We start from the raw sequence: 22,607 nt of genomic DNA on the forward strand, positions 1-22,607 counted from the left end.
CGGCTCCGGCAGTAATAATGCAGATTCTCGTCAGTGAAAAGGCGTATTCAAGCCTGCGAGACAATCATGTGCCAAGTATAACCGCGGTAGAGCCGTTCGCTTCTGGCCTTCAATCCGGCCTTTTCGGCCTTGCCTTCTACTACATCGAAAAGGGTTGCTCGCGGGTTAACGTGGAAGCGCGCAAGCCATGCATGAAGCGCGGACCTGAAGAGGGACGGCAGCCGTTCCTGCTGACCGAAATCCACAATATGCAGGGAGCCCTGCGGCGACAGCGCCGCCATTGCGGCGTCGATCGTCTCTTCCCAGGCGGGTATCATCGACAGCGCATAGGAAATGAAGACCCGGTCGAAAGCGGGCTTTCCGAACAGCTCTTCCGGGTCGAAGCTGGAGGCGTCGCCCTGGACCAGTTTCATCTCCAGACCTGAGCGCTGCGCCGTATTGCCTGCCGACGCCAGCATCTCGGCGGAGATGTCCAGTCCGTGCAGGCGGGCATTGGGCCAGCGCTTCGCGACGGCTGCGAGATTGCGACCCGTTCCGCAGCCGAGCTCCAGAACGTCCGCGCCCCGGGGCATCTCCATAGCATCGATCATCCGGTCGCGGCCAAGCAGGTAATATTTTCGTGACAGGTCGTAAATATGCCGCTGATGACGATAAGTCCCGTCCATCAGTTCCGCATGGGCGGCCGAATTCATGACGCGCGCTTTTCGTAAAGATGGAAGCCGCCATAGATCGCCGACCGGTCCCGGCGGCAACAGATTTCCGATTCCGTCTCGCGGTAATTCCACTGGTCGAGGATGGCGGGATCGACGCGGCCCGGCAGAATGGTCGGGGCACCGGCGGTGCGGAATATGACGCGCGCGCCGGTATCGGCCGTGCGGGTGATTTCCGACCAGAGTTCGTTGAGTTGCGCGTCGCTCATCCAGTCCTGGGCGTCGAGCAGCACATAGCGGTCGAGGGACGCGGCGGGCTTATGTCTCAGGAAATCGGTGAAGCCGATATGATTGACCGAGACGTTGTCGGCCAGATCGCGGATCGTCTCGTAATGGTCTTCCTGCAGGTAGGCCGGCAGTTCGGCCGCGCCGTGCTCCGGATAGCGGCGCGCAAAGGCCTGCCATGCGAAGTAGTTTTCCTTGAGAGGGAAGTGACAGGCAAGCTTCTCGAGCCGCGTCTTGAGCACTTCGGCCATCGTTTCTTCGCCGGCGAGCAGTTCGTCATATTGCGCGGGCGGAATGCCGAGGCCGAACAGCGACGCCTTGCGGCCGGTCATCCATTTGACAAGCGGCTTTTCGAAGAGCGGCGCAAGCCGGTCGTCGAAGAACCGGCGCTGCTCGCGCAGGCTGCCGGACTGCATGATTTCGGCCGGGTCGACACCGTGCAGACGGGCGATCAGGTGGCCGGTCGCGATGAACCAGCCGAGAAGGCCGCCCTTGTAGAAGTTGCCGTTGAAGGCTTCGATGCGCCTACGGCCCTTGATGGTCCGCCGCTCCCAATAGGATCGTGAAGCCGGATCGAGATGCGGCGCGATGTGTTGGTCGTAGATGTTAGAATTGCCGCGCTGGTTGTCCATGGCGAAGAAGCGCAGGACCTCGCTGTGACCAGGCAGGCGACGCATGGCGGTGAGCTTCATGCGGTTGAGCGCAATATGCGCCTTGTTCAGGTCGACGACGTCAATGCTTTCCGGCCGCGCGGTGAGGTATGCAAGCACATTGCAGCCGCCGGACGCGATGGTGACGATCCGGTGGCCTTCGGACAGCGCCATCGCTTCCATGTCGACCTTCGGGTCTTCCCAGATCTGCGGATAGACGAGCCCTGTAAAGAGAAGGGCGAATAGCCGCTCGGACAGTCCTTCCTTCGTATAGGCCCTGTTCTGGTAAAGCGCCTTTCCCAGATGGCGTTTGCCGCTAAGTACAAAACCCGATTCCGTGGCGATATCCGACATGCCGCAAGTCCCCGCAATTCGTCATTTCCGAGCGGGTACCTCCGGGCGGTGACATCGACATGACATATCGGTGACAGAATGGTGACGGTGTGGAGGATGGGGGGTAAAGTATTGAAAATTATGACGAACAAAGAGCCGACGATCCTGCATTAGGCAAGTATGGTGGCCGGGGCAAAAGTAATTTTTTTCTAGGTAGGACGCAATGGCCGGGCGGTTCGAATCGCTTTGTTAGTGAGTGAGACTTGTTGAGAACGTCTTATTTTGCGGGATTTACTTGATTATCAGCTTTTCACCCTCCTTCCCAATAAGCGACTTTTCTCTGTGATAATCGATGTGGGACAGTGCCATCTTCCGGCATTTCTCGTCGCTGTTTATCTGCCGCGCGGTCCATCTCCGCCATTCCTCTGAGCCGAACGCCATTCGCTCAGCGTCGTATATGCTGACGCCATGCTGTTCCCGAAGCTGCTTGATATGCCTTATCCAGCGCAGTCGGTCCTCAGACATCATTACCTTGCCTCAAGCGCCTGCCTTGTGCTCAAGGCTGATTTTAAGTTTTGCTCCAGTCGCCGCGGCATAGCGTTGCAGCGCTTTCATTGAGGGGCTTACGCGGCCGCTCTCGAGTTTTGCCACATAGGACTGGGAGGTCTGCATTTTTTCAGCAACCTGTTCCTGTGTCATATTGGCTTCCGATCTTGCGCGGATGAGTGTCTCGGCAATTGAGAACTCTTCCGCCAGCGACTCGTACTCGGAACGTATGTCAGGCCGTTCTAGAAGTTTCTTTTTCAGATCATCAAAGTTCTTCATTCTACTTCCTCTGCCCGTTTCAGGGCGAGTTCGATTTCGCGACGTGGAGTCTTCTGGGTCTTTTTGGCAAAAACGCGCACCACGACAACGCGTTTCGGTTTGGCTGTGACATAGAGCGCACGTGAAATTCCGTCACGGCCTTTCAGTCTGATCTCCCATAAATGACCTTCAAGGTGCTTCACGTGCGGTTCTCGAACGCGCTCCAATCCAAACGACCGGATCAGTTCACCAACACGTAGAAAGCGGGCTATTTGATCTGCAGGGAGAGCCTCAAGCTCCGCTTCAACAGCTTCGTTCAGAAACTCAATTTTCCACATTGTAATATATCAAATATGACATAATTTCAACCCTTTCCATATCCCCCCGAAGTCGGCGTCGTCAGGATCACGGCTTCGCCGGCTTCGAGCTCCGTCTGGTCGCAGGCTTTCAGTTCCTCGATTTTGCCGTCAAGGCGGCGGACCTCCGTCTTGCCGACCTGGCCGTCGCCGCCGCCGTCCAGCCCTTTCGGAGGCCTGTTGCGGTGGGAGGACAGGATCGCGCATTCCATTTTTTCCAGGAAACGGATTGTGCGTTGCGTGCCGTCCCCGGCGTTGAAGGCGCCGCGGCCGCCGGAGCCTTCGCGGACATGGAAATCCTCCAGCAGGACGGGAAAACGCATCTCCAGTATTTCCGGGTCGGTGAGCCGCGAATTGGTCATGTGGACGTGCACGCCAGAGGTTCCGGCAAAGCCGCGGCCGTTGCTCATCCTGCCCGCCGGAGAGCCGGAGCATATTGTCTCGTAATACTGGTAGCGGTTATTGCCGAAGGTGAGATTGTTCATCGTGCCCTGGCTGTTGGCGAGCGCGCCGAGCGCGCCGAAAATCGCGTTGGTGACGTGCTGCGACGTCTCGACATTGCCGGCGACGACGGCGGCCGGCCAGGAGGGTTTCAGCATGCAGTCGTCGGGCAGCACGATGTTGATCGGCCGCAGGCAGCCGGCGTTCATCGGGATCGAGCCTTCGACCATGACGCGGAAACAGTAGAGCACGGCGGCGCGCGTGACGGGCTCAGGCGCATTGAAATTGTTCTTCATGACCGGCGATGTGCCGGTGAAGGCGACGGTTGCCGTGCGCTCCTTGCGATCGACGCTGATCTTCACCCTGATGACCTGACCGGTGTCGGTCGGATATTCGTATTCGCAGTCGGAGAGCGCGTCGATGACTTCGCGCACGCTTTCGGCGGCGTTGTCCTGGACGTGACCCATATAGGCCTGAACGACGTCGAGGCCGAAATCGGCGACCATCCTGTGCAGTTCGGCGATCCCCTTTTCGTTCGCCGCGATCTGGGCTTTGAGGTCCGCGACGTTCTGGAACGTGTTGCGGGCGGGGTAGGGATGGTCGGTCAGAAGGTCGACCAGTTCCTTCTCGCGGAAGCGGCCCTGATCGACGATCAGAAAATTGTCGATCAGCACGCCTTCCTCGTCCACGGTCGTGGCGAGCGGCGTCATGGAGCCGGGCGCCGTGCCGCCGATGTCGGCGTGGTGGCCGCGCGAGGCGGTGTAGAAGAGGATTTCCTCGCCGGCCTTGTCGAAGAGCGGCGTCACAACGGTGATGTCGGGCAGGTGGGTGCCGCCATTGTAGGGCGCGTTGAGCGCAAAGACGTCGCCCGGTCTTATCTTTCCCTTGTTCAGCCTGATGACGGTTTCGACCGAGCGGTCCATGGAGCCGAGATGAACCGGCATGTGCGGCGCATTGGCGACCAGCGCGCCGCTGCTGTCGAAGACGGCGCAGGAAAAGTCCAGCCGCTCCTTGATGTTGACGGAATGGGCGGTGTTCTGCAGCGTCACGCCCATCTGCTCGGCGATCGACATGAAGAGGTTGTTGAAGACTTCAAGCAGGATCGGATCGGCCTCTCTCGTGCCGATCGCCTGCTGCCGCTGCTTCTTTTCGCGGCGTCGCATGACGACATGATTGTAGGCGTTGATTTCGGCCTGCCAGCCGGGCTCGACGACGATCGTCTGGTTTTTCTCGATGATGAGGGCCGGCCCGCTGAGACGCGCGCCCGGAGACAGTTCATCGTGCCGGACGATGGCGGCGTCATGCCATTGGCCTCCGGAGAAGACCGGGCGGACGCGGTCTGACGCGATGTCGCGCGGCGCCAGCTCTTTTTCACTCTCTGCCGCGCCGCGGCCGCGTGTTTCGGTTGCTTCCACTGCAACGGCTTCCACGACCACGGGCTTGGCGTCGTAGATGAACCCGAACTGCGCCTTGTGAGCGGTTTCGAACGCAATGCGCGCATCCGAGAAGGAGCGGCTCGAGAAATCGACGGGCAGGGCGGTGTCCGTTCCATCGTAGCGCAGGTGCAATTGCGGCCGCCAGCGCATGTCCTGATCGGCGACCCCCTGCGCGCGCAGTTCCTCTGCGGTTTCCCCGGACAGGCGTTCGACGAGCGCCTCCACATCGGCGACGGAGCTTTCGTCCAGCGGCTTTACCAGCGCCTGCTGGCGCGTGGAGAAGAGGCTTGCAAGCCCGATGCCATAGGCGGACAGGAGGCCCGAGAACGGATGAATGAGGATCGCCTCCATGCCAAGCGCGTCGGCGACAAGGCAGGCGTGCTGTCCGCCGGCGCCGCCGAAACAGTTGAGCAGATATTTCGTCACGTCGTAGCCGCGCTGCACGGAGATCTTCTTGATGGCGTTCGCCATGTTCTCGACGGCGATCGTGATGAAGCCCTCGGCGATCTCCTCCGGCGACTTGCCGTCGCCGATGCTTTGCGCGAGTTCGGCGAAGCGGCTGGCCACGACCTTGCTGTCGAGGGTCTGGTCCTGCTTCGGACCGAAAATCGAGGGAAAGAATTCCGGCTGCAGCTTGCCGAGCATGACATTGGCGTCCGTCACGGCCAGCGGTCCGCCGCGACGGTAGCAGGCCGGTCCGGGATCGGCGCCCGCGGAATCGGGGCCCGCCTGGAACCGTCCGGACTCATAATGCAGCACCGAGCCGCCGCCGGCGGCCACAGTGTGGATATCCATCATCGGGGCGCGGATGCGCACCCCCGCCACTTCGGTGTCGAAAGCGCGTTCATAGCGGCCGTTATAATGCGCGACATCCGTCGAGGTGCCGCCCATGTCGAAGCCGATGACGCGCTCGAAGCCGGCCAGCGCCGCCGTCTCGACCATTCCGACGACGCCGCCGGCCGGACCGGAAAGGATGGCGTCCTTTCCCTGGAACAGTTTGGCGGTTGTCAGGCCGCCCGAGGACATCATGAATTTCAGCGTCGGCGTGTCGTCGGAATGCGCCGCGCCGGCGCCGAGTTCGCTTGCGACCTCGTTCACGTATCGCCTCAGGATGGGCGATAGGTAGGCGTCGACGACAGTCGTGTCGCCGCGTCCGACGAGTTTGGCCAGCGGCGAGACTTCGTGGCTGACGGAAACCTGCGAAAAGCCGATCTCGCGGGCAATGTCGGCGACGGTCTTTTCATGGTCCGGATAGTTCCAGGAATGCATGAAGACTATGGCGATCGCGTCGATCCCGTCGCGGTAGGCCTTTTCGAGTTCGGGCCGGATCGCCGCGGCGTCCGGTGCCGCCTCGACAGTTCCGTCCGAGCGCACCCGTTCGGCGATCTCGACGACCCGTTCGTAAAGCTGTTCCGGCAGGATGATTTCCTTGGCGAAGATATCCGGTCGCGCCTGATAGGCGATGCGCAGGGCGTCGCGGAAGCCTTTCGTAATGACCAGAAGCGTGCGATCGCCCTTGCGCTCCAGCAGCGCATTGGTGGCGACGGTGGTTCCCATTTTCACGTCGCCTATTACACCGGAGGGAATGGGATCGTCTGCGCCAACGCCGATGAGGTCCCGGATGCCCTTGATGGCGGCGTCTCGATAGGCTTGCGGGTTCTCCGACAAGAGCTTCTTCTGGATCAGCCGTCCATCCGGCGACCGTCCGATGACGTCGGTGAAGGTGCCGCCGCGGTCTATCCAGAATTCCCACTTGCCCGCCATGTCGCTTGTCCTTTCGCAGCCATCGAGAAGATGGTTGATCGCCCCGCCCCGTGCATAGCCGTCGGCGCCCGCCGAGGCAATTGCGCGTTGGCGTTGAGCAACACTCGCATTGCAGTGCGAAATCGTCTAAACAGCGGATATGTCCATCTTTTCGAAACTTGGCGACCTGATCGGCAACGCCACGTCCGGCGCGCTGTCCGGTGTTATCGAGGTTGTGCGCACGGCGCTTGAAGGCGATCCCGAAACCCGGCGGCGCGTGGCGTTCTCGATCGCGATGATTGCGCTATCGGCAAAAATGGCGAAAGCCGACGGGGTGGTGACGCCCGACGAGGTCATCGCGTTCCAGGACATATTCGAGATTTCCGAAAGCGAATCGCGCAACGTCTCCAGGCTCTACAATCTCGCCAAGCAGGATATCGCCGGCTACGAGACTTACGCCGCCAGGATGGCGAGCCTGTGCGGAACAGGCGAGGCCAATTGCCTCGTTCTCGAAGACATTCTCGACGGACTGTTCCACATCGCCAAGGCAGACGGCGTCATTCACGAGAAGGAACTGGCCTTTCTGTCGCGCATTGCGGATATTTTCCTCATTGACGAAGACCGCTTCGAACAGATCGTCGCGCGTCACAGCTATGCGTCCGTCAGGGATCCTTACGCCGTTCTGGGCGTGACGCGTGATACGCCGTTCGAGGAGATCCGGCGGCGCTATCGGCGACTGGCGGCCGAGAGCCATCCGGACCGGCTGACTGCGCGCGGCGTTCCGGAGGAATTCCTGGCGATCGCCAATGACCGGATGAGCGCGCTCAACGCGGCTTTCGCGGATATCGAGAAGGAGCGCAAGGCCGCATGACGGCTGCTCCAGAGGTTTCGTTCAAGGCGGATTTTCAGGACGCCGAGGTTTGTCCGTCTCCGAATTTCGGGGAGAGGGCGGCCGGTAAGTCCGTGGACACGATCATCCTTCACTATACCGGCATGGAAATGGCGGAAAAGGCGCAAGCCTGGCTGTGCAATCCGCAATCGCAGGTGTCGTCTCACTATCTGGTGCACGAGGACGGCCGCATCGTGCAGATGGTTCCGGAAGATAAAAGGGCCTGGCACGCGGGCAGAAGTTTCTGGCGCGGCGAGACGGATATCAACTCGCGATCGATCGGAATCGAGATCGCCAATCCGGGGCACGCCTACGATTATCCGGAGTTTTCCGACAAGCAAATTCGTTCGGTTATCGAACTTTGTCGTAAATGTGTCGCAAAGTGGGCGATCCCGGCGGATCGTGTGCTGGGTCACAGCGATGTCGCGCCCGGCAGAAAGGTCGATCCAGGGGAAAAATTCCCCTGGAGTTCACTTTTCGACGCCGGAGTGGGGCATTGGGTCGATCCGTCGCAGGCAGTCGGCGGACGCTTTCTGCAGGCGGGCGACCGGGGTCAGCCCGTCGAGGCGCTGCAGGCGATGCTGTCCCTTTACGGCTATAATGCTGAAGTTACAGGCGAATTTGACGATGATCTGCGCGCTGTCGTTGTTGCGTTTCAGCAGCATTTCCGGCCGTCGAAGGTTGATGGCGTAGCGGACGCGGCAACCATCGAAACCCTCTACAGGCTGACTTCAGCACTGCCGTCCATGGCGAAATAGGCGGCGAATTCGCGCCAATCTGCAAGTCTGCTTACTGCGTGTAACACAAGTTGAACGCGCCGCCACCATTCCCGGTAAATCTCCACTAGAACCACCTGCGCAAACCTGCAGCCGCCATGGGGTTTTGCGTTGGCGGCTTTTTTTATTGTCTGGAAACCGGTTGCTGGAGGGATCCGGATTTCCGGCTTTTGATCTGGAGTCATGAATGAAAAAGTACCGAGTGCTCGCGTCAGCGGTGTGTTGTGTTCTGGCGGTGTCGATGGGAAGCGCCGCCTATGCCGGAGACGCCAAAAAGGAAGAGAAGAATACCCTTACTTTCGCATCCATTGGAAAAGCATTGAACAATGCGCTTCAGCCGAAGACTGAAGAAACCAAGAAGTTCAGCAGCAATTACAGCAATATGATCAGGGCGCATGCAAGGCGCGAAGGCGTACCTGTCGATCTTGCGCACGCCGTCGTCAAGGTTGAGAGCAATTTCAACGCGAAGGCTCGCGGCAGCGCCGGCGAAATCGGCCTGATGCAGATCAAGCTCCAGACCGCGCGCGGCATGGGCTACAAGGGATCGAGGGCCGGTCTTTACGATCCGGACACCAACCTGAAATACGGCATGAAATATCTCGGCGGCGCGCACAAGCTGTCCGGCGGAGACACCTGCGGCACGATCCTGCGCTACAACGCCGGACACGCCGCCAAGCGGATGAACAAGATTTCCTCCCGCTATTGCTCCAAGGTGAAGAATATCCTCGGCTGATTTCCCGAAGCTGGGGCGCATGACGCCGGGACTGGTCAAGCGACGCAGTCTCGGCTATCAGGAAGCCGTCAGCCGGCCGGGCAACCGCGCTTCGGACCTCGGTCCGCGGTGAGGAAAGTCCGGGCTCCACGGAAACACGGTGCCGGATAACATCCGGCGGGGGCGACCCCAGGGAAAGTGCCACAGAAAGCAAACCGCCCCGCCTGTATTCCGGTTCTGTCGCGGACCGGAATACCGGCGGGGTAAGGGTGAAAGGGTGGGGTAAGAGCCCACCGCGTTGCTGGCAACAGGAACGGCATTGCAAACCCCACCGGGAGCAAGACCGAATAGGGGTGGCGAGGACGCAAGTCCGGGCCCGTTTCCGGGTCGTCGCCCGGGTTGGTCGCTAGAGGCAGGATGCAAATCCTGTCCCAGAGGAATGGTTGCCACGCAATTCCATATCCATGGCGTTGCCATACAGAACCCGGCTTACAGGCCGGCTGACGCTTCCTTTCCGTGGCCGCCCATGAGGGGCGCAAGAAGGCCTGGATTGCCATCCAGATACTTCAGTGATTTTTTCAGATGGCTTGCGAGAGCTGGCTTCAGGTGCTTCAAAGCCGCATCCGCGCTTTCCCGCTTCAGGCTGAGGAAAACAGCCAGAGAAAATCCCCATTCCGCTTCCGTCAGATAGCCCTGACGCCGCGTCGACCACCCTTGCGTCACACCGTCGGAAAACTGCCGGAACTCAAAAGCGCTGTTGGCGGCGAAAACGCCGAAACCGAGAAACGTCACGGCCAGATCGGTCGCGAACTCTTCGCAATTGGCTCCGCCTGGCGGTTCGTCTTCGGTGGTGAAGAGTATTGCGTGACAGATTTCATGCGCGAGCGTGGCGATGAGTTCCATCGGCCTTTCGACGCTTGCGGGGTCGTAAGTGATGCGCAACCGCTGTTCCGGGCTGTACTGAAACGTGCCGGCGGGCGACGACGGGGCGTTTTGCACGATCGCAAGGTCACCAAGCTTCGGATCGATCGATGCATCCTGAGGGACAAGATCGAACTCACCGGGATCGACGGACATGTACCCGGCGACGTTTTCAAACAAGACCTGCGCGCGATCATGCCCCTGGCTCTCCGAAGGCGCGAAGAACGCGCCGGTGGGCAGGATCATCGGCGTGTCTTCGAGAGCTTCCAATCCGCCAAAATTGGACAGAAGCCAGCCCCAGCATTCGAGCTGCCACTCAAGGTCGTCATTATCGAGTGGGGGGCTGCTTTTCCAGAACATTATCCCGTCCCTGTAAACTGGCGAGCACACTTAGGGTTGCAGACAAGCAATAACCTGATTTAGCGTCTCAAGCCATCAAGGATGGCGACGATCACCTGCTGAACCTCTCCGGGGTCTGCGCCGCCTTCGATAGCCAGGGCGCCGCGGTCGAAGAGCGCCGAAAGCATCGTCGCCAGCGTTTCGAGCGGCAATCTCGCAATGACGCCGTTTTTCATTGCTGCGTCGAGGCCCTGTTGCAGGGTTCTTCCGCCATGTTTGCGGTCCATGTCGCGCAGTTCCTCCCAGCCGAGAACCGCCGGCGCCTCGATCAGGATCAGACGGGTTCTTTCCTCCACGGCCATTGCATCGAAGAAGGCGCGTCCCCCTTCGACGAGGGCGTCAAAGGGCGCCGCCGCATCGGGCGCCGCGCGTTCGATCTGATCGGCGACCGCTGAAAGCTCTGCCTCGATCACAGCGGCGAACAACGCCTTCTTGTCCTCGAAGTGATGGTAAAGCGCGCCGCGCGTGACGCCCGCCTTTTTCACGATCTCCGGCGTTCCGGCGCCGGCGTATCCCTTCGACAGAAACAGTTCTCTCGCCGCAGCGATCAGTGCGGAGGTGGTGGTCTCGGTACGCTCGCGGTTCGTGCGATGTGCTGGTAGCTCTTGCATACATGCAGCCTGTATGTTAATTCAAAAATACAGACAGACTGTATTCTTTTTGCGAAAGTGAGGAAAGCCATGAAATCCACCCAGTACTATCCGGTTCTGATGACGGATGATGTCGCAGGCACCGCTGACTTTTACCGGACGCATATGCGGTTCCGACCCGTCTTCGACAGCGACTGGTATGTCCATCTTCAGTCGAGCGAGGATGAAGCCGTCAATCTGGCGATACTGCAGGGCGATCACGAAACGATACCGGCCGCCGGACGGGGCCGGGCGTCAGGCGTCTTGCTCAATTTCGAAGTGGACGATGTCGATTCGATCTATGCCCGGATGAAGGCGGATGGACTGGAAATGCTTCTCGATCTCAGGGACGAACCGTTCGGGCAGCGGCATTTCATAACGCAGGATCCGAACGGCGTACTGATCGACATTATCAAGCCAATCCCGCCCACAGCCGAATTCCTGGCGATGTATGGGACGGAGGCTGTTTGAGATTCCGTCTCCGGGCACGCCCCTGTAAGGCGTCCACCTCAAAGCGTGTCCGGAGAATAGCTTTTAGATGGAAAAGAATGGTCAGGCGGTCGTTTCGGACCGTCTGATCCTCTGCTTGATGTTTTCCACCATGGTTTCGCGCACAACGCTTTCGGAGTGGGCGGACCTCAGGTGCGCGACAGCGCGGTGAACCACCTCGGCCTCATCTTCGGCGGAGGTTTGCCAGCTACAGCCGGGCACCAGCGTTCCGCATCGAAATACCTTCATTGTCTCCTCCTTGATCGTCGTTATCGATCGAGATGATTGTACCAAATTTGCGTCAATTCGGTAACCGGAGCGGAAACGCGCATTAAGCGACAGTGTTCCGGTGCGTGATCGGAAGGAAAATCACAGGCGCTGCTCGGCGTCTCAAAATGCAAATGTCCATCGCCGATCGCTCTTTTCCTGGCGTATCTGCGCACTTTGCTTCACCAGCCTCATGTCATGATGAAAGGCCAGACGGCGCGCAGCGGGAAAATCGTTCCGACCTCTCAAACACACAACGCTCGATCTGGTTAACGGGCTCGCCGTTTTCGACGGCGCTCCGCAACCCGCTTTGATTCAACAGTTTCACTGCCGGAATTAGCGCTCTGTTAACCATGTTTGTGGGACATTCGCGCGATGGAGCAGAATAGAAATGGGAGCTAATCCCATTGACGCACAAATGTACCCATGTTATCCCAAATCAGCTGCCCGGGAAGTGTCCTGTGTGATCCAGCGGCAGGCGTGCAGGCGAGCTCCATGCCCGTCGTCAGCGTTACCGCCACAGTCCGTGCGGCGGGAGTTTTCCGGAGGCGTCATGTTATGGTCCACAGGCTCGGAAGCGGCAGTTCTGCGTTATGAACCGGTTCCTGTCGAACGCAACGAACAAGATCGATGCCAAGGGGAGGGTCTCTGTGCCGGCTCCCTTTCGCAACGTTCTTGCGCGACTGGATATCCAGGAGCTCTACGCAATTCAGGACTTCGTCTATCCGGCGATCACCATCGGCGGGCCGGACATGCTCGACCGTTACGAACAGCAGACCGGCGGCGGCGATCTGTTCTCGGAAGAGGACGCCGACATGTCGCTTCTCATCCATGGCGGCGGCGTGTTCATGAAGCTGGATGGCGAAGGCCGGCTCATGGTGACGGATTTTATTCGCGACTACACGGGAATTACGGACCAGGTGACCTTTGTCGGCCGGTCCGATCACTTTCAGCTTTGGGAGCCTGTCCGCTACGAGGACGCAAGGCGGGCGGCCCTGGAAAGGCGCATTGCGCGGGGACGCGCTGGCGCCGGGCATGGAGAGACGGGATGATGGCGAACGCTGGCGGCATGTCTCATGGCGCCGGTGGCGGACCAGTTCGCCACATCCCGGTTCTTCTTGACGAGGTTCTCAAAGCAGTGGAGCCCGCTTCGGGGCAGATCATGCTCGACGGCACGTTCGGCGCCGGCGGCTACAGCCGCGCGCTGCTCGACGCCGGTTGCGAGGTGATTGCGCTCGACCGCGATCCGGAGGCGATCGCCGGTGCTCGATCCATGACGGAAACATACGGAGACAGGCTCAGGCTTATCCAGGCGCGGTTCAGCGATCTTGCGAACTACGCGCCGGAAGAGGGGCTCGATGCGGTCGTTCTCGATATCGGCGTCTCCTCCATGCAGATCGACGAGGCGGAGCGCGGCTTTTCCTTTCAGAAGGACGGGCCGCTCGACATGCGCATGGCCGGCGACGGGCCGACGGCGGCGGATGTCGTCAATCGTCTGAAATCGGGCGATCTCGCGCGCATATTCGGTTTCTACGGCGAGGAGCGGCAGGCCGGCCGCATCGCCAGGGCGATCGAGAAGCGGCGACTGGACGCGCCGTTTCGAACCACACGCGACCTCGCCTCTCTCATCGAAACCGTCACGCCGCGCAAGGCGAAAGACAAGATCCATCCGGCGACGCGCGTGTTCCAGGCGCTGCGCATTTATGTGAACGAGGAACTGCAGGAGCTGGCGTTCGCGCTTTTCGCCTCCGAGCGGGCCTTGAAGGCCGGCGGCAGACTGGTCGTCGTGACATTTCATTCACTGGAAGACCGCATTGTGAAGCGCTTCTTCCAGGACCGGTTTGCGCGGACCGGCGGGTCCCGGCATCTTCCTGCAGCGACATTGCCGCCTGCGTCTTTCGAGCCGGTAGGCAAGCCGATGATCGCCGCCAGCGAAGAGGAGGCGGAAGCAAATCCGCGCGCGCGCTCAGCCAAGCTGCGCGCCGGACGCCGCACGGACGCGCCCGTCATGGCGGCGGACCTGTCGTTATTTTCTCTTCCGGCGCTGCCGCCGCTTTCAAAGGTTCGGGGATAGCCGCCATGTTGAGAACGACCGACTTCATATTCATTGGCGCCATGGCCGCTGTCGCGGTCTTCACGTTCCAGACCAAGTTCGAGGCGGAAAAGGAACTCGAAAAAGTTGAGCGCCTGAAGGCCGAAATCCGGCTTGAGGAAAATACGATCGATCTTCTGGAGGCTGACTGGAGCCTGCTCAATCAGCCGTCCCGCATTCAGGATCTGGTCGAGATCTATCACGAACAGCTTGGTCTCGAAATCACGGAGGCGAACCAGATCGTGCGTCCGCAGGAGCTTCCCGCAAGGGTCAGCGATCTGCCCCCGGCGGAGGTGGCCGAAGAAGAGCAGGCTGTGGAGAGCATCGTTACGGGGTCGGTGAACAGGTAATGTTGTTTCGTCGCAAAACGGGGACAAAGGCCGGCGCTGACGTTGAAGAGCGTCCCGTGGCGGGACGCGTCGAGGGCGCGCGCAAGACCTCCGGCAAGCGGGCGCAAAACCGGATCATGATCGTCATGGCCGGCGTCTGCGTCGTCTATGCGGTTATCGCCGGACGGCTCGTGGAATATGGCCTGCGCGACGAATTGACGGTGTCGAGCATCGCCAGGGGCGACGCCCTGCTGGCCTCCCGGCCTGACCTCCTCGACAGGAACGGTAACGTGCTGGCGACCGATATTCGCACGGTGTCTCTCTACGCGGAGCCGCACAAGGTCACCGATCCGGACGAAGTAATCGAGAAATTGACGACCGTGCTGCCGGACCTCGACGCGCGCAGCGTCTATCGAAAGCTGACCTCGAATTCGCGCTTCCAGTGGCTCTCGCGGCAACTGACGCCGCGCCAGCAGAGCGAAATTCTGGCGCTTGGACTTCCGGGCGTCGGCTTCCGGCCGGAAAAACGCCGTTTCTACCCCGGCGGGCCAACGGCTTCGCATATTGTCGGAATCGTCAATATCGACAACAAGGGCATCGCCGGCATGGAGAAATATGTCGACGATCAGGGCCTTGCGGCCCTGGCCGAAGCCGGTATGACGATTGAACAGAATCTGGAGCCTGTTGAGCTGTCGATCGATCTCCGGGTCCAGCATATCGTGCGCAACGAACTCGCAGCCGCGATGCAGCGCTACCGGGCGATCGCCGCCGGCGCGGTGGTGCTCAACGTCAAGACCGGCGAAGTGCTGGCGATGTCGTCGCTGCCGGATTACGACCCCAACATTCCGGCCCAGGCGCTTGAAAAGGATCGCATGAACCGCATGTCGGCGGGCACCTACGAGATGGGATCGACCTTCAAGGCCTTTACCACAGCAATGGCGCTCGATTCCGGGCTCGTCGGCATGAACGACACGTTCGACGCGACCCGTCCCCTGCGGATCGCCGGCCATACGATCAACGATTTCCACGGCAAGCACCGCGTACTGACGGTTCCGGAAATCTTCATCTATTCATCGAACATCGCGACGGCGCGGATGGCCGACATGGTCGGCATTGAGCAGCACAGGGAGTTTCTCACCCGGATCGGTCTGCTTTCGCGGCTGACGACCGAGCTGCCCGAAGTCAAGACGCCAGTCCAGCCGAATGAGTGGAAGAAGATCAACTCGATCACGATTTCCTTTGGCCACGGCGTCGCCACCACGCCGCTGCAGACCGCAGTCGCCGCGGCGGCCCTGATGAATGGCGGCAAGCTCATCCCGCCGACCTTCCTGCCGCGAACGGAGGACGAGGCGAACGCCGTCGCCGTGCAGGTGGTCAAGCCGCAAACAAGCGACCAGATGCGTGAGTTGATGGAAATGAATGTTGCGAAGGGGTCGGGGCGCAGGGCCGAAGTTGAGGGATACCGTGTCGGCGGCAAGACGGGGACCGCCGAAAAAGTGGTCAATGGCCGGTACTCCTCGAATGTCCGCTTCAACGCCTTCCTGTCGGCTTTCCCGATCGACGATCCGGAATACGTGGTTCTGGTGATCGTCGACGAGCCGAAGCCGGCCGAAGGGCAGCATTCGGCCACCGCCGGAATGAACGCGGCGCCAACGGTTAAGGCGATCATTCGGCGTTCCGCATCGATACTCGGCGTAAGGCCAACATTCGGAGACGATTCGACCGCCTTGCTTGAGTCATATTGATGCTGTCATTAGCTGCCGCATCAATAGTGAGTAGGATGGGAATCGGGGCATCTGCGGAACACATACCGGGGAAGTGCGATACGACACGATGAAATTTTCTGACCTTGCCGGAGACACGGCGGATCTGCCGCACGAAATCGCCGAAATCGCGCTGACCGGACTGGCGTCCGACAGCCGCAAGCTCGTTCCCGGCAATCTTTTTGTGGCGCTTGCAGGCTACAGGCAGGACGGGGCTGATTTCATCAGCGACGCTGTCGACAGGGGCGCGGCCGCGATCGTCGCTTCCGGCGACAGCGTATTTCCCGATCCCGGGGTCCCGGTGATCCGTGTCCGCGACCCAAGGAAATTTCTCGCCCAGGCTGCGGCGCGCTTCTACCGGTCCCAGCCCGGCGTTATGGTCGCTGTCACGGGAACCGCCGGCAAGACGTCCGTCGCCTCCTTCACGCGCCAGATCTGGGAGCGCGCAGGCGCCGCCGCCGCGATGGTCGGAACGACTGGCGTGACCACGCCGAAGGGCCATGTCTACGGTCAGTTGACGACGCCTGATCCCGTGGAGCTGCATGCGCTGCTTGCAGATCTCGCGCGCGACGGCGTCACTCATTGCTCGATGGAGGCCTCCAGCCACGGCCTCGACCAGCACAGGCTCGACGGCGTCAGGCTTGCAGCCGGTGCCTTCACCAATCTCGGACGCGACCATCTCGACTATCATCGGGACATGGAGGATTATTTCGCCGCGAAGATGCGGTTGTTCTCCGATCTGCTTCCGCAGGGCGCGCCGGCAGTCATCTGGTCCGACGACGAGTGGTCGGGCAGGGCGGAGGAGGCGGCGACGGCCGCCGGTCTCAACGTGCTGACCGTCGGACGAAAGGGATCGTTTCTCAGCCTCAAGCGGGTCGAGCATCAGCGCAATCGCCAAGTCGCCGAGATCCATCACCTCGACAGGATCTACGAAGTAAACCTGCCGCTGGCCGGCGATTTCCAGCTGGCGAACGCGCTGATCGCGGCAGGCCTTGCCATCGCAACCGGCGTTCCGGTGGATGAGGCGATCGCTTCGCTGGAGCATCTTCACGGCGCGTCGGGACGTCTGGAACTGGTGGCGACGAACACCGCCGGGTCGCCCGCCTATGTCGATTACGCCCACAAGCCGGACGCCCTGGAACAGGTGCTGACGTCGGTCCGGCCGTTCACGACGCACCGGGTGCTTGTCGTCTTCGGTTGCGGCGGCGATCGCGATCGCGGCAAGCGGCCGATCATGGGAGAAATCGCAACGCGTCTGGCGGATGTGGTGATCGTGACGGACGACAATCCGCGCAGTGAAGAACCAGCAGCAATCCGCTCGGAAATTATGGCCGAAGCGCCGGGAGCCATTGAAATCGGCGACCGCTCCATGGCGATCGCCAAAGCCGTTTCAATGCTCGAGGAAGGCGACACGCTGATCGTCGCCGGCAAGGGGCATGAGGAAGGCCAGACGATCGCAGGCAAGGTGCTGCCGTTTTCCGACCACGCGGAAATTCGAAAGGCCATGGACAGCGTCCGTTCCTCGCAATGGCTCTGGGCGTCTTCGGAGATGGTCAAGGCGATGGGCGGGCGTCCCGTCGGCGCTCTGCCTGAAGGCGTGAACGGAATTTCCATCGACAGCCGGAGCCTGAAACGGGGCGAAGCCTTCTTCGCCATCAAGGGAGACCGGGTTGACGGCCACGACTACGCGAGTGCCGCCATGGCGAACGGCGCCGGCGTGCTCGTCGTGTCAGAGGCGAAGCTGCCCGCACTGGGACATCTTCAGGTGCCGCTCATTGTCGTTCACGACGTGCTGGAGGCGCTCCGTCGCCTTGCGGTCGCCTCCCGTGAGCGCAGCACGGCGCAAATCATCGCCGTCACCGGCTCCGTCGGCAAGACGACCACGAAGGAGATGCTGCGACAGCTCTTGTCCACCCAGGGCAAAACCCATGCGTCGGTGGCTTCCTTCAACAATCACTGGGGCGTTCCGCTGACGCTGGCGCGCATGCCGCGCGACACACAGTTCGGCGTTTTTGAAATCGGAATGAACCATCCGGACGAAATTCGGCCGCTGGTCAAGATGGTCCGCCCGCACATCGCAATCATTACGGCGATCGCGAGCGCCCATCTGGGTTTCTTCAAGAACCTCGGGGAGATCGCCGCCGCCAAGGCGGAAATCTTTGAAGGCGTGGAACCGGACGGCCATGCGCTCCTGAATCGCGACAGCGAAAAATTCGCCGCCTTGAAAAAGGCCGCCGCCGCCAACGGGATCGCAAACATTCATTCGTTCGGCGAGCACAAGCAGTCCGATATCCAGTTGCTGAACGTCACGCTCAGGCCGGGCTCGTCGCACGCTGTTGTCGAGATCGACAAACAGGTGCTGGAATTCGATATCGGTATTCCGGGCCGCCATATCGTGCAAAACGCGCTCGCCGTGCTTGGCGCTGCGAAATTCGCGGGCTGTGATCTCGATGAAGTCGCTGGCGCCTTCGCGGACATGGAGCCGGCGGCCGGACGCGGCGCCAGACACGAACTTGAAATTGAGGGCGGTTCCTTCACGCTGATCGACGAAAGCTACAACGCCAATCCCGAATCCATGCGCGCCGGCATTGCGCTGCTTCGCGACACGACGCCGGGCAAGGGCGGCCGCAGGATCGCGGTTCTGGGAGACATGCTCGAACTCGGACAGTTTTCCACCAAGCTGCACGGTGAACTGGAGGCGCCGCTGGTCGAAGGCGGAGTCGACATCGTTTTGCTGGCGGGGCCCGAGATCGAGGTTCTTGGCGAGCGTCTGGATGGCGCGCTGCACGTCGAACATTTTCCGACAACCGACGATCTCATGCCCGTTCTCATGCGGACGGTGAAAGCGGGCGATGTCATCATGATCAAATCGTCCAATGGAATCGGCTTTTCACGTGTGGTGAAAGCCTTGCTTGAAAAACACGCGGCAATGGGCGGGCTGCAGCAACAGAAGGTGGGGGTATCCAGCTGATGCTAATCTGGCTCGTCGAACTTTCGGATTTTTTCCAGTTCTTTAATCTGTTCAGATATCTGACATTTCGCACGGGCGCAGCCATGGCGACGTCGGCGCTGATTGTCTTCCTTTTCGGACCGAGGATTATCGTCTCCCTCAGCGCCCGGCAGGGGCGTGGGCAGCCCATCAGGGCCGACGGGCCGCAAACCCATTTCAAGAAGGCCGGCACGCCAACGATGGGCGGCCTGATGATGCTGACCGGCATCGTTGCGAGTTCGCTTTTCTGGGCCGACCTGTCCAATGTCTACGTCGTTGTGACCCTGCTCGTCACGCTGGGCTTCGGCCTGATCGGTTTCTATGACGACTATCTGAAGGTGACCAAACAGACCGACCGCGGGTTCTCCGGAAAGATGCGGTTGCTGATGGAATTCCTGATCGCGGGCCTTGCCGTCTATTTCATCATGACGGCCTCGCTCGCAGCCAGCAACGGCTCCACTTTCGGCTCGTCTCTGGCGTTTCCCTTCTTCAAGGATTTCGTCATCGATCTCGGCATTTTCTTCGTGCTGTTCGGGGCTTTCGTCATTGTCGGGGCAGGTAACGCTGTCAATCTAACGGACGGTCTGGACGGGCTCGCCATCGTTCCGATCATGATTGCGGCGGCCTCGTTCGGCGTGATCGCCTATCTGTCGGGCAATGCGGTGTTCTCCAATTATCTGCAGATCAATTTCGTACCCGGAACCGGCGAACTGGCGGTGGTTCTCGGCGCGGTCATCGGCGCAGGCCTTGGCTTTTTGTGGTTCAACGCGCCGCCCGCCGCGATTTTCATGGGCGACACCGGGTCACTGGCGCTCGGCGGTCTTGTCGGAACCGTCGCCGTCGCCACAAAGCACGAGATCGTCATGGCGATCATCGGCGGCCTGTTCGTCATGGAGGCCCTGTCGGTGATCATGCAGGTGGCCTCCTTCAAGCTGACGGGAAAACGTATTTTCCTGATGGCGCCGATCCACCACCATTTCGAAAAGCTCGGATGGACAGAGAGCCAGGTGGTTATTCGTTTCTGGATCATTTCCGTTGGCCTCGCCATGCTCGGCCTCGCCACGCTGAAACTGCGGTAAGCCGATGATCGCCGCGACCGCCTTCAAGGGAAAGAAAATTGCGCTGTTCGGCCTCGGCGGGTCCGGCATGGCGACGGCGCATGCGCTCGCAGCGGGCGGCGCGGACGTCATCGCCTACGACGACAACCGGGATCGGGTCGCGGCGGCCGAGGAGGCGGGCATTGCGACGCAGGATCTGCGAACGGTTGACTGGGGCGACATGGACGCCCTGGTGCTGGCGCCCGGCGTGCCGCTTACCCATCCGCGCCCGCACTGGACGGTCGACCTTGCATCTGCGGCCGGCGTGGAAATCATCGGGGATATCGAGCTGTTCGCGCGGCAACGCCGCATGGAAGCGCCCGACTGTCCGTTCATTGCGATAACCGGCACGAACGGCAAATCCACGACGACGGCGCTCGTCGCCCACATCCTGGAGCATGCGGGGCGGGACGTGCAGATGGGCGGCAATATCGGCGTCGCCGTGATGTCGCTCGAGCCGCCGAAGGACGGCCGGTTTTTTGTCCTGGAATGTTCGTCCTACCAGATCGACCTTGCGCCGACGCTGAACCCGACTGCCGGAATATTGCTTAACCTGACAGCGGATCATCTTGATCGTCACGGAAGCATGCAACACTACGCCGATGTCAAGGAACGGCTGGTCGCAGGCAGTGACACAGCGGTGATCGGCGTCGACGACAACTGGTGCGTCATGATCGCAGACCGCCTCGAGCATGAAGGCCGCAAGGTGATGCGCATTTCCAAGCGTCATGCGGTGGCGGAAGGAATTTACGCCGAGGGCGATGTTCTGATGCAAGCGCAAAACGGCGCGTCCGGCGCTATTGTCGAACTCGCAGGGATCGCAACATTGCGCGGGGCGCACAACGCCCAGAACGCCGCGGCGGCAATCGCCGCCTGTCTGGCGGTCGGGCTTTCCATTGACGAGATCAAGGCGGCGTTGCCGGATTTCGCCGGTCTCAATCATCGTATGCAGCCGGTCGCAAGGTCTGGACGCGTGTTGTTCGTCAACGATTCCAAGGCGACAAACGCCGAAGCGACCTCGCCGGCGCTTTCGACATTCAAAGACGTCTACTGGATTGCAGGCGGCCTGCCCAAGCAGGGCGGAATTGCAAGCCTGTCCGGGTTGTTCAATCGGGTGCGCAAGGCCTATTTGATAGGCGAAGCCGCACCTGCATTCGCCGCGACGCTCGGCGACCGGGTTCCATATGAGATTTCCGAGACGCTGGATCGCGCCGTGCTTCATGCGGCCGAAGACGCCGCACGGGATCAAGGCGGCGAGCCGATTGTGCTCCTGTCGCCGGCCTGCGCGAGTTTCGACCAGTATCGCAATTTCGAGATCAGGGGCAACGCCTTCGTCGAGCATGTGTCGAAGCTCGACGGCGTGAACATGCTGGTCGGGCAGCAGGAGACAGTCACATGATGAACCGTGAAAGACGGGGGCTGGTTTCGGACTGGTTCTGGACAATCGACCGTTATATGCTGGCGACTTTCGTCGCGTTGATCGGCCTGGGTTTCATGCTTTCCTTCGCGGCGAGCCCCGGTGTCGCCGAACGGCTCGACATCGACCATTTCCACTTCGTCAAACGCCATGCGCTGTTCATCGCGCCGGCGCTGGCGATCATGATCTCGCTGTCCTTTCTCACGCCGCGCCAGGTCCGGCGATGGGCGCTGGTGCTATTGGCGATTTCAATCGCAATGATGGTGTTTACCCAGTTCTACGGTTTCGAGGCCAAGGGATCGCGCCGGTGGTTTTCGATCGCGGGCTTTTCCGTCCAGTCGTCGGAGTTTTTAAAACCGGCCTTCATCGTCATCTGCGCCTGGCTGTTTTCAGAGCATTCGCGCAATCCGGACATCCCGGGCAATCTCTTCGCAATCATTCTCTACGCGATCGTCGTCGCCCTTCTGGTCGCGCAACCGGATTTTGGCCAGACCATTCTGGTGACGATCACCTGGGGCGCGCTGTTCTTCATGGCCGGCATTCCCTGGTTCTGGATCGCGCTGCTCGCCTTCATGGCGGTTGGCATGTTCGTGACCGCCTATCTCACCTTGCCGCACGTGGCTGCGCGCATCGACCGGTTTCTGACCGGCGAAGGTGATACGCACCAGGTCGATACGGCGCGCGAGGCGATCGTTCGCGGAGACTGGTTCGGGCAGGGCCCCGGCGAGGGCACGATCAAGCGTATCCTGCCGGACAGCCATACGGACTTCATATATTCGGTGGCCGCGGAGGAATTCGGCATCCTGTTCTGCATGGCGCTGGCGCTGATCTTTTTCTTCATCGTGTTCCGGGGCCTGAAGCACGCCAACAGGGAAGGCGATGAGTTCACGCGTCTTGCGATCGCCGGGCTGACGCTGCTCGTCGGCCTGCAGTCGACGATCCATATCGGGGTCAATCTCGAACTGCTGCCGGCCAAGGGAATGACCCTGCCGCTGATCTCCTATGGCGGATCCTCGATGCTGGCGATCTCCGTCACGGCGGGCTTCCTTCTGGCGTTGACCCGACGCAATCCGGAGAAGCGAGCCAGCGGTCGGCAGAAGCGGTTCGTGATACGGCCGCTCGCCGCCGAGCAGGTGTAGC

At 60.7% G+C, this 22,607-nt stretch carries 20 protein-coding genes and 1 other RNA gene; 14 read left to right on the forward strand and 7 right to left on the reverse strand.

Translation table 11 applies throughout. The features are described from left to right. Positions 1-47: 47 nt before the first annotated feature. The 5 genes from K1W69_RS00965 to K1W69_RS00985 form a co-directional block, all read right to left on the reverse strand. Positions 48-692, reverse strand: a complete 645-nt coding sequence (locus tag K1W69_RS00965) for a class I SAM-dependent methyltransferase (RefSeq protein ID WP_220226462.1) — start codon at positions 690-692, stop codon at positions 48-50. Next, positions 689-1,939 carry a BtaA family protein gene (locus tag K1W69_RS00970; RefSeq protein ID WP_220226463.1) on the reverse strand — a complete coding sequence of 417 codons (1,251 nt, stop codon included), beginning with the start codon at positions 1,937-1,939 and terminating at the stop codon, positions 689-691. The genes K1W69_RS00965 and K1W69_RS00970 overlap by 4 nt, the downstream gene beginning before the upstream one ends. A gap of 516 nt (positions 1,940-2,455) precedes the next feature. Beyond that, positions 2,456-2,743, reverse strand: coding sequence for a helix-turn-helix domain-containing protein (locus K1W69_RS00975; protein ID WP_220226464.1), 288 nt, complete (start codon positions 2,741-2,743; stop codon positions 2,456-2,458). Beyond that, positions 2,740-3,060: a type II toxin-antitoxin system RelE/ParE family toxin gene (locus K1W69_RS00980; protein WP_220226465.1), complete on the reverse strand. Its 321-nt coding sequence runs from the start codon at positions 3,058-3,060 to the stop codon at positions 2,740-2,742. Before K1W69_RS00980 ends, K1W69_RS00975 begins: the two co-directional genes overlap by 4 nt. A gap of 26 nt (positions 3,061-3,086) precedes the next feature. After that, a complete protein-coding gene (locus tag K1W69_RS00985) occupies positions 3,087-6,719 on the reverse strand; it encodes a hydantoinase B/oxoprolinase family protein (RefSeq protein WP_220226466.1) in 3,633 nt (1,210 codons plus the stop codon). 139 nt (positions 6,720-6,858) lie between these two features. Between K1W69_RS00985 and K1W69_RS00990 the strand changes: the two genes are divergently transcribed. The 5 genes from K1W69_RS00990 (at position 6,859) to K1W69_RS01010 (ending at position 10,419) form a co-directional block, all read left to right on the forward strand. After that, complete coding sequence (locus tag K1W69_RS00990; RefSeq protein ID WP_220226467.1) at positions 6,859-7,569, forward strand: J domain-containing protein; 711 nt, start codon at positions 6,859-6,861, stop codon at positions 7,567-7,569. After that, positions 7,566-8,345: an N-acetylmuramoyl-L-alanine amidase gene (locus tag K1W69_RS00995; protein ID WP_220226468.1), complete on the forward strand. Its 780-nt coding sequence runs from the start codon at positions 7,566-7,568 to the stop codon at positions 8,343-8,345. The genes K1W69_RS00990 and K1W69_RS00995 overlap by 4 nt, the downstream gene beginning before the upstream one ends. 205 nt (positions 8,346-8,550) lie before the next feature. Continuing rightward, positions 8,551-9,096 carry a lytic transglycosylase domain-containing protein gene (locus K1W69_RS01000; protein WP_220226469.1) on the forward strand — a complete coding sequence of 182 codons (546 nt, stop codon included), beginning with the start codon at positions 8,551-8,553 and terminating at the stop codon, positions 9,094-9,096. A 68-nt stretch (positions 9,097-9,164) separates the two neighbouring features. Beyond that, an RNA gene (rnpB, locus tag K1W69_RS01005) (RNase P RNA component class A) lies at positions 9,165-9,583 on the forward strand. Between the two features lie 74 nt (positions 9,584-9,657). Next, positions 9,658-10,419: a hypothetical protein gene (locus K1W69_RS01010; protein ID WP_220226470.1), complete on the forward strand. Its 762-nt coding sequence runs from the start codon at positions 9,658-9,660 to the stop codon at positions 10,417-10,419. Here K1W69_RS01010 and K1W69_RS01015 read toward each other — a convergent pair. Then, on the reverse strand, positions 10,416-11,006 hold the full coding sequence (locus K1W69_RS01015) for a TetR/AcrR family transcriptional regulator (protein ID WP_220226471.1): 591 nt from the start codon (positions 11,004-11,006) through the stop codon (positions 10,416-10,418). The genes K1W69_RS01010 and K1W69_RS01015 overlap by 4 nt on opposite strands. Positions 11,007-11,075: 69 nt before the next feature. Between K1W69_RS01015 and K1W69_RS01020 the strand changes: the two genes are divergently transcribed. Beyond that, positions 11,076-11,495: a VOC family protein gene (locus tag K1W69_RS01020; RefSeq protein ID WP_220226472.1), complete on the forward strand. Its 420-nt coding sequence runs from the start codon at positions 11,076-11,078 to the stop codon at positions 11,493-11,495. An 81-nt stretch (positions 11,496-11,576) separates the two neighbouring features. On the opposite strand, the gene K1W69_RS01025 is transcribed toward K1W69_RS01020, so the two are convergent. Further along, positions 11,577-11,762: a DUF1059 domain-containing protein gene (locus K1W69_RS01025; RefSeq protein ID WP_220226473.1), complete on the reverse strand. Its 186-nt coding sequence runs from the start codon at positions 11,760-11,762 to the stop codon at positions 11,577-11,579. Between the two features lie 611 nt (positions 11,763-12,373). On the opposite strand from K1W69_RS01025, the gene mraZ reads away from it, so the two are divergent. The 8 genes from mraZ to K1W69_RS01065 all read left to right on the forward strand — a co-directional run bounded on the left by mraZ (position 12,374) and on the right by K1W69_RS01065 (position 22,606). Next, complete coding sequence (gene mraZ, locus K1W69_RS01030) at positions 12,374-12,832, forward strand: division/cell wall cluster transcriptional repressor MraZ (protein WP_220226474.1); 459 nt, start codon at positions 12,374-12,376, stop codon at positions 12,830-12,832. After that, positions 12,829-13,854, forward strand: coding sequence for a 16S rRNA (cytosine(1402)-N(4))-methyltransferase RsmH (gene rsmH / locus K1W69_RS01035; RefSeq protein ID WP_220226475.1), 1,026 nt, complete (start codon positions 12,829-12,831; stop codon positions 13,852-13,854). Before mraZ ends, rsmH begins: the two co-directional genes overlap by 4 nt. A 5-nt stretch (positions 13,855-13,859) precedes the next feature. Next, positions 13,860-14,222 carry a cell division protein FtsL gene (gene ftsL, locus K1W69_RS01040; protein WP_220226476.1) on the forward strand — a complete coding sequence of 121 codons (363 nt, stop codon included), beginning with the start codon at positions 13,860-13,862 and terminating at the stop codon, positions 14,220-14,222. Further along, the gene (locus K1W69_RS01045; protein WP_220226477.1) at positions 14,222-15,946 is read left to right on the forward strand and encodes a peptidoglycan D,D-transpeptidase FtsI family protein; all 1,725 of its coding nucleotides are present in this window, start codon (positions 14,222-14,224) and stop codon (positions 15,944-15,946) included. The genes ftsL and K1W69_RS01045 overlap by 1 nt, the downstream gene beginning before the upstream one ends. A gap of 88 nt (positions 15,947-16,034) precedes the next feature. Then, complete coding sequence (locus tag K1W69_RS27260) at positions 16,035-18,935, forward strand: UDP-N-acetylmuramoyl-L-alanyl-D-glutamate--2,6-diaminopimelate ligase (protein WP_220226478.1); 2,901 nt, start codon at positions 16,035-16,037, stop codon at positions 18,933-18,935. Further along, a complete protein-coding gene (mraY, locus tag K1W69_RS01055) occupies positions 18,935-20,032 on the forward strand; it encodes a phospho-N-acetylmuramoyl-pentapeptide-transferase (RefSeq protein ID WP_220226479.1) in 1,098 nt (365 codons plus the stop codon). The genes K1W69_RS27260 and mraY overlap by 1 nt, the downstream gene beginning before the upstream one ends. A gap of 4 nt (positions 20,033-20,036) precedes the next feature. Further along, positions 20,037-21,449, forward strand: coding sequence for a UDP-N-acetylmuramoyl-L-alanine--D-glutamate ligase (gene murD, locus K1W69_RS01060; protein ID WP_220226480.1), 1,413 nt, complete (start codon positions 20,037-20,039; stop codon positions 21,447-21,449). Beyond that, entirely contained in the window at positions 21,446-22,606 is a 1,161-nt protein-coding gene (locus K1W69_RS01065) for an FtsW/RodA/SpoVE family cell cycle protein (protein WP_220226481.1), read from the forward strand. Before murD ends, K1W69_RS01065 begins: the two co-directional genes overlap by 4 nt. Position 22,607: the final 1 nt, after the last annotated feature.

Origin of the sequence: Flavimaribacter sediminis, assembly GCF_019492055.1 — a bacterium.
In the GTDB taxonomy this organism is placed as follows: Bacteria; Pseudomonadota; Alphaproteobacteria; order Rhizobiales; family Rhizobiaceae; genus Flavimaribacter; species Flavimaribacter sediminis.